This window comes from Ramlibacter sp. (genome assembly GCF_028291745.1).
In the GTDB taxonomy this organism is placed as follows: domain Bacteria; phylum Pseudomonadota; class Gammaproteobacteria; order Burkholderiales; family Burkholderiaceae_C; genus Ramlibacter.
Genome location: NZ_JAQGNQ010000098.1, coordinates 1 through 8,433, shown reverse-complemented (window position 1 = coordinate 8,433; position 8,433 = coordinate 1). Strand labels below are relative to the sequence as shown.

The window sequence follows — 8,433 nt, the reverse complement described above, 5'->3', positions numbered from 1 at the left end:
GCGGTGGCCGTTCACTGAGCGCCCCCTATCCGGCGGAACTCGAGCCGGTTTGGCTCTCGGGCGGGCCTGCGCGTGCGCCCGATCGCGCCCCAGGCCGCCCTTTACTTCGCGAAGCGCAACTTGCCATTACTTCTGTTGGTCGGAAGCAGCTTGGTCAGATTTGCTGCCGGCCACCAGTCAGCGCCAGGCGCTGCGCTACTGGCTCCAGAACTCTGGTTCAGCGGCAGCAGGTTGTACGCATCGTGCCAGCCATGCGGGCAGACACACGGAATTCCGGGCCAGTTGGCCGGCTTCTCTTCCGCGCAACGCGCAGCGACTCCGAGGGCATAGGAAAGTAGACATCGCCAGCTCATCTGCTTACAGTTGGTCACATCCCCGCGCAGTCGTGGAGTGGAGGAGTACCCGTGAAACGAATCATCGTCACCCTGGTCGCGGCGCTGGCGCCGGCTTGGGCCCTGTCCCAGATCCTGATCGGCCAGACGGCCGGCTTCTCCGGCACCGTCGCAGCGGGTGTCAAGGAAACCACCGAAGGAGCCAAGCTGTACCTCGATGCCGTCAACGCACGCGGCGGCATCAACGGGCAGAAGATCGAGCTGCTCTCGCTCGATGATAAGTTCAATCCCAAGCTCGCGGGGGAGAACGCCAAGATCCTGATCGAGCAGAAGAACGTGCTCGCACTGTTCCTCACCCGCGGCACGCCGCACAACGAAGCGATCGTGCCGACGCTCGACGCGAACGACGTCGTGCTGGTGGGTCCGTCGACCGGCGCCATGGTGCTGCACCAGCCGATCAAGCGGCACGTGTTCAACGTGCGCGCCACCTACCAGCGCGAGGCCGAGAAGGCGATCACGCACCTGCACACCTTGAGCATCACGCGCATCGCAGTGGTCTACGCGGACGACTCGTTCGGCACCGACGCGCTCGAAGGCGCGAACAAGGGCTTTGCGAAGGCGGGCATCGAGCCGGCGGTGGTGATCAAGGCCGACCGTTCCAAGCCCGATTACAAGACGATCATTCCCGCGATCACGGGCAAGGATCCGCAGGCGGTCGTGTGGCTCGGCTCCGGCAACACCGTGGCCGACGGCATCAAGGCACTGCGCGTCGCGAAATCCGCGGCGCAGGTCGTCACGCTGTCGAACAACGCGTCCACCGGCTTCATCAAGAGCCTGGGCCCCGACGCGCGTGGCGTGATCGTCACGCAGGTGTTCCCGTCCGAGCGCTCCGTCGCCTATCCCGTGGTGAAGGAAGCGATGGGCCTGGCGAAGGAGAAGAATCTGGAGCTCAGCCCCGCGATGCTCGAGGGTTATGCCTCGGCCAAGGTGCTGGTGGAAGGCCTGCGCCGCGCCGGCCCGAATCCCACGCGCGCGAAACTGGTCGCCGCGCTCGAGAGCATGAAGAAGTTCGACCTGGGCGGCCTCGAGGTCAGCTACGGACCGGACGACCACACGGGTCTGGACTTCGCCGACCTGTCGATCATCGGCGCCGACGGCAAGTTCAAGCGTTGATCGAGCCGCGCCGCGCCTGTACGACGGGCGGCGCGCTCAGTTTCATGGCAGGCTTTCGCCGCGTGGCGCGGCGAAAGCCTGACCAATCCCGCCCGCACCAAGTGCGCCGATTTTCATGACGGGTTCACCCGCGGTGCGTTCAGGAGTTGCTGCTCCCACATCAGGCTCGTGCCGACATTGCCCATGTGATCGAGGAGCATCGCAGCGTAAGCGGGCACGGTCCGCGTGCGCGCCCAATCGCGCTGGAGTTCCGCCGCAAACACCGTCCATGTGAGCGGCACGCCGCCGGCCTGGACCATGCGTTGCACGGCCATCTCGTGCGCCTCGAGGCTGACGCCGCCGGAGGCATCGGTGACGAAGTAGACCTCGTAGCCTTCACCCAGCGCCTGGATCACAGGGAAGGCCAGGCAGATTTCCGTCCACAGCGCCGCCATCACGATCTTTTTGCGCTCGGTCTTCCTCACCCATGCTACGACGCGCTCGTCCTGCCAGGTGTTGATGAACGTCCGGTCGATCGGCTTCTGGTCCGGAAAGACGTCCTGTAGCTGCTTGAGCAGCAGCCCCCCCTTCTCCTGCACGACGGTCGTGAACAGGGTCGGCACGTCGAACGCCTTGGCAGACTTGGCGAGCCCGACCACGTTGTTGATGACCGTCTGCGTGTCGTGGCTTCGCAGGCCCGCGAACTGGAACGGCTGGTGATCGATGAGGACGAGCACGCAGTTGTCGGGCGTCAGCATGGCCTGCAGGCCGGCCTTGGGGTTGCGCTGGTTTTCCATTGACTCTCCGTCGGAGGGGTTGAAGGGCACCAGAACGATGCGCGCCCTTGCCTCCCCCGTGAAGCCGATATCATTCGATGGAATCCATCGTCAGGATCGATAGGTGCTCGACGGCCTCACCCTCGACCAACTGCGCACCTTCATCGCTGCCGCCGACGAGGGAAGCTTCTCCGCGGCCGCACGCAGGCTCAGACGCGCGCAGTCGGTCGTGAGCCATACGCTTGCCAATCTCGAAGCGCAGATCGGCCTGCCGCTCTTCGATCGAAGCTCTCGTTATCCAAGCCTCACGGCACACGGCAAGGAGCTCCTGCTCACGGCTCGCGGCGTCGCCGACAACATCGATACCTTCAAGGCTCGCGCACGCGCCATGCGGGAGGGACTGGAGCCGGAGCTCTCCGTGGCCGTCGACGTGGTCTATCCGATGGCTGCACTGACGAAGGCGGTGGGCCGCTTCAAGGCGGCATATCCGAACACGTCACTGCAACTGCATGTGCAGGCGCTCGGCGGCGTCACGCAGCTGGTGCTCGATGGGCGTTGCCGCATCGGCATCGTCGGCACACTGCCCACCGTTCCGGATCAACTCCAGTCTGCGCCGTCCCTGGAGATCCCGTTCGTGAGCGTCGTGGGCCCCACGCATCCGCTCTCGGCCTGGCGAGGTGTCGTGCCCCAGGCGGAAATCATCAAGCACGTGCAGCTCGTGCTCACCGATCCCACGCCGCTTTCACAGGGCCACAACTTCGGCGTTCTCTCGACCAGTACGTGGCGCATCTCCGACCTCGCGGCCAAACACGCCTTCCTCAAGGCCGGATTCGGCTGGGGCCAGATGCCGCTGCACCTCGTCGAGAAGGACGTCCGTGCCGGCAGGCTCGTGAAGATCGACGTGGAAGGCGCGCCCCCGCGAACGCAGGTGCTCCCCATGCGCGCGATTCACCGCAAGGACGCGCCGCCCGGGCCGGCCGGGCGCTCGCTGATGCAATGGCTCAACGCTCCGGGGCGCCTGAACCCTCGCCATCGTTCTCCTCCCACTCGACCAGCTTAGTGCCGATCCCACTCGTGATGTTGATGCCGACGCCACTCCTCGCGGCGCCAGTGTTCCCGGCGCCATTCTTCCCGCCGCAATTCCTCCTGGCGCCAGCGCCAGTCGCGGTGCCCGGCGTCCACGTAGACGGGGAACGCCGGGGCGTACACGGTGCCAGGCGCCACGTACGCAGCTTGCGGGACGACGTAGACGGGTTCGGGGGCGGCGTACACGGGCGCGGGAGCCCCGAGCGAGAAGTACACGTTGGTGTGGGCCTGCGCCGCCTGGGCCACGGCCAGCGAGCCCAGGGCAATGGCAGCAAGGGCCGCCGCTTTCGCGAGGTACGGGACATTCATCGGAAGCTCCTTCACAGTTGGTGAAGTCATCTTGCGCGGCGGCTGCTGAACGAACCCTTAACGTGAAGCACCCCTGCCCTCGCTCTCACTCATCGCTCGGGCAGTTCCTGCGAGAGCAGCGCCCTCAGGCCCGCAATTCACTGACGGCCCGTTCCAGCGCCTCCTGCGCTTGAGTTGCGCGATGGTGGCGCGCATGGAAGCTCGCCTGCTGCAGGGCCGAGAGCGCCGTCATGCGGCTTGTACCGCCCGCGGCCCGCAGTTCGCGGCAAGCTGCCTCGATGCCGGCGATGCCCTGCGCGTCGTGGCCGCAGTAGAGCTCTACGCGCGCCTGCCGGATCTGTTCAATGGCCCGTGGTGCCACGGGCGCTGGCTCGGCGGCGGGCACCGATCCATAGCCGCTGGCAGCGACCACTGCGCCGAGTAGAGTCGCGAACGATATCGAAGTGGACATGACCTGCTCCCTGAGGTGATGCATCCACTGTGCGCGCCGCATGTCACGCAAACATCGCGCTGCGAAAAGAGCAGGCCTTGTCTGCAACAGTTCGTTCCAGCGCGACGGCCTGGCTCGTCCGCGTCAACACATCCCTCTGAGCGAGCATGGCAGGCGCAGCTCCGCGCCCGCCCTGCACCGGTCACCGGCCCCCTCACCTCTCAAACCAGCCGAATCCTCAGCGCATCGAGCTCGCCGGCTGAAGCCTTCAGGCCCAGCCAGCCCAGAGCAATGGTTGCGCGCAGCGCTTGCCGCAGCTCTTTCTCCGCGACGACCGGCCTGCGATCGCCTGCCGACAGGATGTTGTTGACGCGGGAGTCCGGCCGGTCGAAGCCGGCCAGCAGACGCAAGGCCGGGATTCCGCGCGCCGCGAAGTTCGCGTGGTCGGAGTTGGGCATCAGGGGCAGGTAGCAATCGAGTGGCACGCCGGCCGCGCAAGCCGCGCTTGCCACGAAGGGCGCGAGCCGCGGGAAATCGCTGATCAGCGCGGTCAGCTTGTCGTCGCCCGCCACGGTATCGAGATTGAGGTTCAGCTTCAACGTGGCGAGCTCGCTCTCGTCCAGGCGCTCCAGATAGGTCCGGGAACCCGCCAGCGCCCACTCTTCGCCCGAGAACAGGCAAATGCGCAGGCTGTGCGTTCCCTGGCCGACGTGCGTCGACAGGGCCCGCGCCGCGGCCAGCGCACAGGCCACGCCGGTCGCGTTGTCCAGGGCGCTCTCGCCCAGGTCGTGCCCGTCGATATGCGCGCTGATGACGATCCGGTCCTCGGATTCGCCAGGGACGTCCAGAACACCGACGCCGGCCAGGGAGCCTTCGCGTTCCTTTCCGGTGATGGTCCAACGCACCCGCGAGTTCGCGCCGGCCGACACGATCTGCCCGGCCGATTCCCGGTCGATGTAAGCCGCGGGGATGCCCGCCTTGCCGCGTCCCCGACCCGACGAACCGGACAGCACACCGGCGCCCGGCAGCGGATTGGCGATCAGGAATCCGGCGGCCCCACCGGCAACGGCCATGTCGTACTTCCTGCGCCGATGCAAGTGCGTCGGCGAAAACGGGTACTCGTGATCGACCAGGACAACCCGTCCCCGGATCCGGTCGCCCGCTGCCTGGAAGTCGCTCTGGCGCCCTGCCCCGAGGTGGACGACTTCGGCTTCCAGTCCTTCCGGGGGCGTGGACGCCGAACGCAGCAGCGGCCGGCAACGCAAACCCACGTCCGAAGGCAAGAGCTGCAATTCGGCGTGGTCGCATTCCCACCCCTCGAAGGGCACGTCGATGCGGACCGCACCGGGGTGGATTTCGCCGAGCCTGGCGATCGCCCAGTCCAGGGCGGCGGAGTCTTCGCCGCTGCCCGCCAGGCGGCCGCCGAAACTGCAGATGCGTTCGAAATCGCGCATCAGCGCGGGATCCATCGCGGCTTGATCCAGCCACGCCTGCAAGGAGGTGTTCACGTGAGCGTCGCCTGGCTGTCGGTCATTCCACGTGGATGTTGGCGCGCTCTATCACCTCGCGCCACCGCACCACGTCCGCACTCACGGTCTTGCGCAGCGCGTCGGCACTGGTGTCGGCGGGCACATCCACGCCGGCGTTCCGGATGCGCGCGCGCACGGCGGGCTGGCTCAGGACCTGATGCATCGCGTCGCGCAGGCGGGCCTGGTCGGCGGGGCTCGTCCCGGCACGAACGACCACACCCCACCAACTTTCCACGTTCATGCCGGGCACCCCCGCTTCTTCGAAGGTGGGCACATTGGGGGTCTCGGGGTGGCGCTGCGGCGCCGACACGGCCAGGGCGCGGACGCGCCCCGCGGGGTAGAGGCCGCCGGCGCTCGCCATCGTCGTGATGATCGCCTGCACGTGCCCTGCCGCGACATCGGTGATGGCTCCCGCGGCGCCCTTGTACGGGACGTGCACCAACCGGGTCCTGGTGTTGATCATGAACAGTTCGGCCATCAGGTGCGTCAGCGAGCCGTTGCCGCCCGAGGCGATGGTGATCGTGGACGGCCTGGCTTGCGCCGACTTGACCAGGTCGCCCGCGGAATGCAGAGGCGAAGCCTCGTTCACGAACAGGTAGGTCGGCGATTCGCCGATCAGCGAGACCGGCACGAAGTCCTTCTGGACGTCGTACCTGACGCGCTCCCGATACAGCGCCGGCACGATGGTGAACGGCACATCGACCAGCAACAGGGTACGGCCGTCCGCGGGTTGCGTGGCAACGTATTGGGTGGCCAGGAGCGAGCCCGCGCCCGGCCGGTTGTCGACGATGACGTTCTCACCCAATGCCTTGGCCAGTTCGGCGCTGAAGGCGCGCGCGAGCACGTCGGAACTGCCGCCGGGCGAATACGGAACAACGATTCTCAAGGCTTGCTGCTGCGCGCCGGCGCCGAAGGTCGCCAGGGCCAGTGCGAGTGCCGGCAGCACGAAACGGGGAAGGAGTCGCATTGAATCGGTCGAGAGTAGAGATTGCCGGGCATTCTCGGGGCCGCCGTTGCGGGCGCCAAGCAACGAATCGGCATGCCCTATTCCGTTGCGGAATGCCCTCGGCCATTGCCTGGCGTTCGGTCGCCCTCGGGCAGATCGGCGGCCATGCGGGCAACCCATTCGCAGAAGGTGTCCAGGTAAGGGCCGCCGGGGTCGGGCCTGGGCCGCATCAGGTGGTACCCATACCGGCCGGTCACAGTTTCGCCGAAGGGACGGACCAGGAGTCCCGCCGCGAGTTGCTCGCCAACCAGGCACAGAGGCACGATCGCGGCGCCCAGGCCGTTCATGACGGCGGGCAACAGCATGCTGAAGCCCTCGTATTCCGGAGCGCGATCATCGGGACCGTCCCAGCGCGTGTCCATCGCCGCGCGCCACTCGTCCCAGCCAAAGCCCCTCTGAGCGCGCTTCAAAAGCGTGACGCGGGACAGGTCGTCGGGGCTGCGCAGTCGGCGGCCCTGCAGCAGCGACGGGGCAAGCACCAGTCCCATTTCCCGGCCGCAGAGGTAGGTGCTGGTCATGCCGGCGACCTGCCCTCCGTGCAGCTGGATCTCCGCGTCGAAGCGCTCTTGCCGGTCGCGCGGAATCATCAGCCTGGGCCGGAGGTTCAGCCTGACTTCAGCGTGCAGCTCGAAGAACTCCCGCATGCGCGGGATCAGGCAATACTGAGCGAACGAGGGTGACACCGCGATGTTCAGGTTCACCCGGGCGTCCGGGTGCGCGACCTCCGATTCCGCCTCTTCGATCAAGCGCAGCGCAGCCGCCACCTTCTCGTGATAGACGGCCCCGGCATGCGTGATCCGCAAGCCGGTCGGCGTGCGCTTGAACAGCGCCGACCCGAGCCGCTCTTCCAGGGACTGGACGTGCTTGCTGACCGCGCTCTGCGTCAGGTGCAGTTCCTCTGCAGCCTGGCTGAAATTGAGGCGGCGAGCAGCAGCGAGGAAGACACGCAGCGAAGTCAGGGAATTTCGCGACCCTTTCATCGAAGCGCGATGCGGTCCGGCGCCGCCCTGCCCGGTGCGGCAACGAGCAAATCGTGGGGAGTCATGTTCGAGTGGCCGAGCTCTGATTCTGGCATGCGCCGATCTCCGGCGTCTTGCCGCTGCCCTCGAGGGCGGCCGCCGAGGCGAGGCACGCCGTCTTCAGCAGCTCCAGCATCTGCGGCCGCTCCGAGCGCCGCTGCGACAGCAGCACCAGATGGCGGTCGTAGCGCTCGTCGCCCACCGACGTGATGCGGCAGTGCGGCGCCAGGCGGCGCAGCCCCGACCAGTCGGGCGTCAGGCTCACACCCACGCCGTCGCTGACCAGCAAGGCGATGGCTTCGAGCGCGTCCAGGTCGTAGAGCGGGGCCGGCGCTCCGCCGTGGTCCGACAGATAGCGCTCCGCGTGCTGGCCACCCCAGGAATCGGAGTCGTAGCGGATGTAGGGACCGCGCCGCACGGCCGCCCCGATGTCCGTGCCCGGATCGGCCTGCGAGAGCAGGAGCAGCGGCTCGCGCCGCAGCAGCAAGGCGTCCAGCGACCTCGGGACGGGAAAGGGCGGCGCCACGACGATGGCGGCGTCGAGTTCGCCTTCTTGCAGTGCCCGATAGAGCGTGCGCGAGGTGCCCGGCACCACGGCGGGCTGCAGGCGCGGTGCGTTCCGCGTGAGTTGCCGCAGGGCGGAGGTGAGCAGACCGGTGAGCGCGGTCGAGATCGAGCCGATGCGAAACGAACCGGTGAGCCCGGCCGGATCGGCATCGCCGGCAAGCAGGCCTGTTTCGCCCACGATGCGCCGGGCCCGCGGCAGGAGCGCGCGGCAGGCGATGGTGGGCACG

The 8,433-nt window shown here is 67.4% G+C and carries 9 protein-coding genes; 2 read left to right on the top strand and 7 right to left on the bottom strand.

What is annotated here, in order from left to right:
• Positions 1-404: 404 nt before the first annotated feature.
• Positions 405-1,505 carry an ABC transporter substrate-binding protein gene (locus JWP60_RS18090; RefSeq protein WP_299794561.1) on the top strand — a complete coding sequence of 367 codons (1,101 nt, stop codon included), beginning with the start codon at positions 405-407 and terminating at the stop codon, positions 1,503-1,505.
• Between the two features lie 113 nt (positions 1,506-1,618).
• Here JWP60_RS18090 and JWP60_RS18085 read toward each other — a convergent pair whose 3' ends face one another.
• Entirely contained in the window at positions 1,619-2,311 is a 693-nt protein-coding gene (locus JWP60_RS18085; RefSeq protein WP_299794559.1) for a hydrolase, read from the bottom strand.
• A gap of 73 nt (positions 2,312-2,384) precedes the next feature.
• On the opposite strand from JWP60_RS18085, the gene JWP60_RS18080 reads away from it, so the two are divergent.
• Complete coding sequence (locus tag JWP60_RS18080; RefSeq protein ID WP_299794556.1) at positions 2,385-3,320, top strand: LysR family transcriptional regulator; 936 nt, start codon at positions 2,385-2,387, stop codon at positions 3,318-3,320.
• Here JWP60_RS18080 and JWP60_RS18075 read toward each other — a convergent pair.
• The 6 genes from JWP60_RS18075 to JWP60_RS18050 form a co-directional block, all read right to left on the bottom strand.
• Positions 3,317-3,655, bottom strand: coding sequence for a hypothetical protein (locus JWP60_RS18075; RefSeq protein ID WP_299794553.1), 339 nt, complete (start codon positions 3,653-3,655; stop codon positions 3,317-3,319). The genes JWP60_RS18080 and JWP60_RS18075 overlap by 4 nt on opposite strands.
• A 124-nt stretch (positions 3,656-3,779) precedes the next feature.
• Positions 3,780-4,106, bottom strand: a complete 327-nt coding sequence (locus tag JWP60_RS18070) for a hypothetical protein (protein WP_299794551.1) — start codon at positions 4,104-4,106, stop codon at positions 3,780-3,782.
• Positions 4,107-4,306: 200 nt separating this feature from the next.
• Positions 4,307-5,593, bottom strand: coding sequence for a M28 family peptidase (locus JWP60_RS18065; RefSeq protein WP_299794548.1), 1,287 nt, complete (start codon positions 5,591-5,593; stop codon positions 4,307-4,309).
• A gap of 22 nt (positions 5,594-5,615) precedes the next feature.
• Entirely contained in the window at positions 5,616-6,581 is a 966-nt protein-coding gene (locus JWP60_RS18060) for a tripartite tricarboxylate transporter substrate-binding protein (protein WP_299794545.1), read from the bottom strand.
• Between the two features lie 77 nt (positions 6,582-6,658).
• Positions 6,659-7,600 carry a LysR substrate-binding domain-containing protein gene (locus JWP60_RS18055; protein ID WP_299794542.1) on the bottom strand — a complete coding sequence of 314 codons (942 nt, stop codon included), beginning with the start codon at positions 7,598-7,600 and terminating at the stop codon, positions 6,659-6,661.
• Positions 7,601-7,661: 61 nt separating this feature from the next.
• Positions 7,662-8,433 (bottom strand): LysR substrate-binding domain-containing protein (locus tag JWP60_RS18050; RefSeq protein WP_363320897.1); only part of this gene is annotated, 772 nt, incomplete at its 5' end.

Bases quoted from the DNA above. Each gene is read 5' to 3' on its own strand.
- JWP60_RS18055 (WP_299794542.1), bottom strand. From the start codon at position 7,600: ATGAAAGGGTCGCGAAATTCCCTGACTTCGCTGCGTGTCTTCCTCGCT.
- JWP60_RS18075 (WP_299794553.1), bottom strand. From the start codon at position 3,655: ATGAATGTCCCGTACCTCGCGAAAGCGGCGGCCCTTGCTGCCATTGCC.
- JWP60_RS18060 (WP_299794545.1), bottom strand. From the start codon at position 6,581: ATGCGACTCCTTCCCCGTTTCGTGCTGCCGGCACTCGCACTGGCCCTG.
- JWP60_RS18070 (WP_299794551.1), bottom strand. From the start codon at position 4,106: ATGTCCACTTCGATATCGTTCGCGACTCTACTCGGCGCAGTGGTCGCT.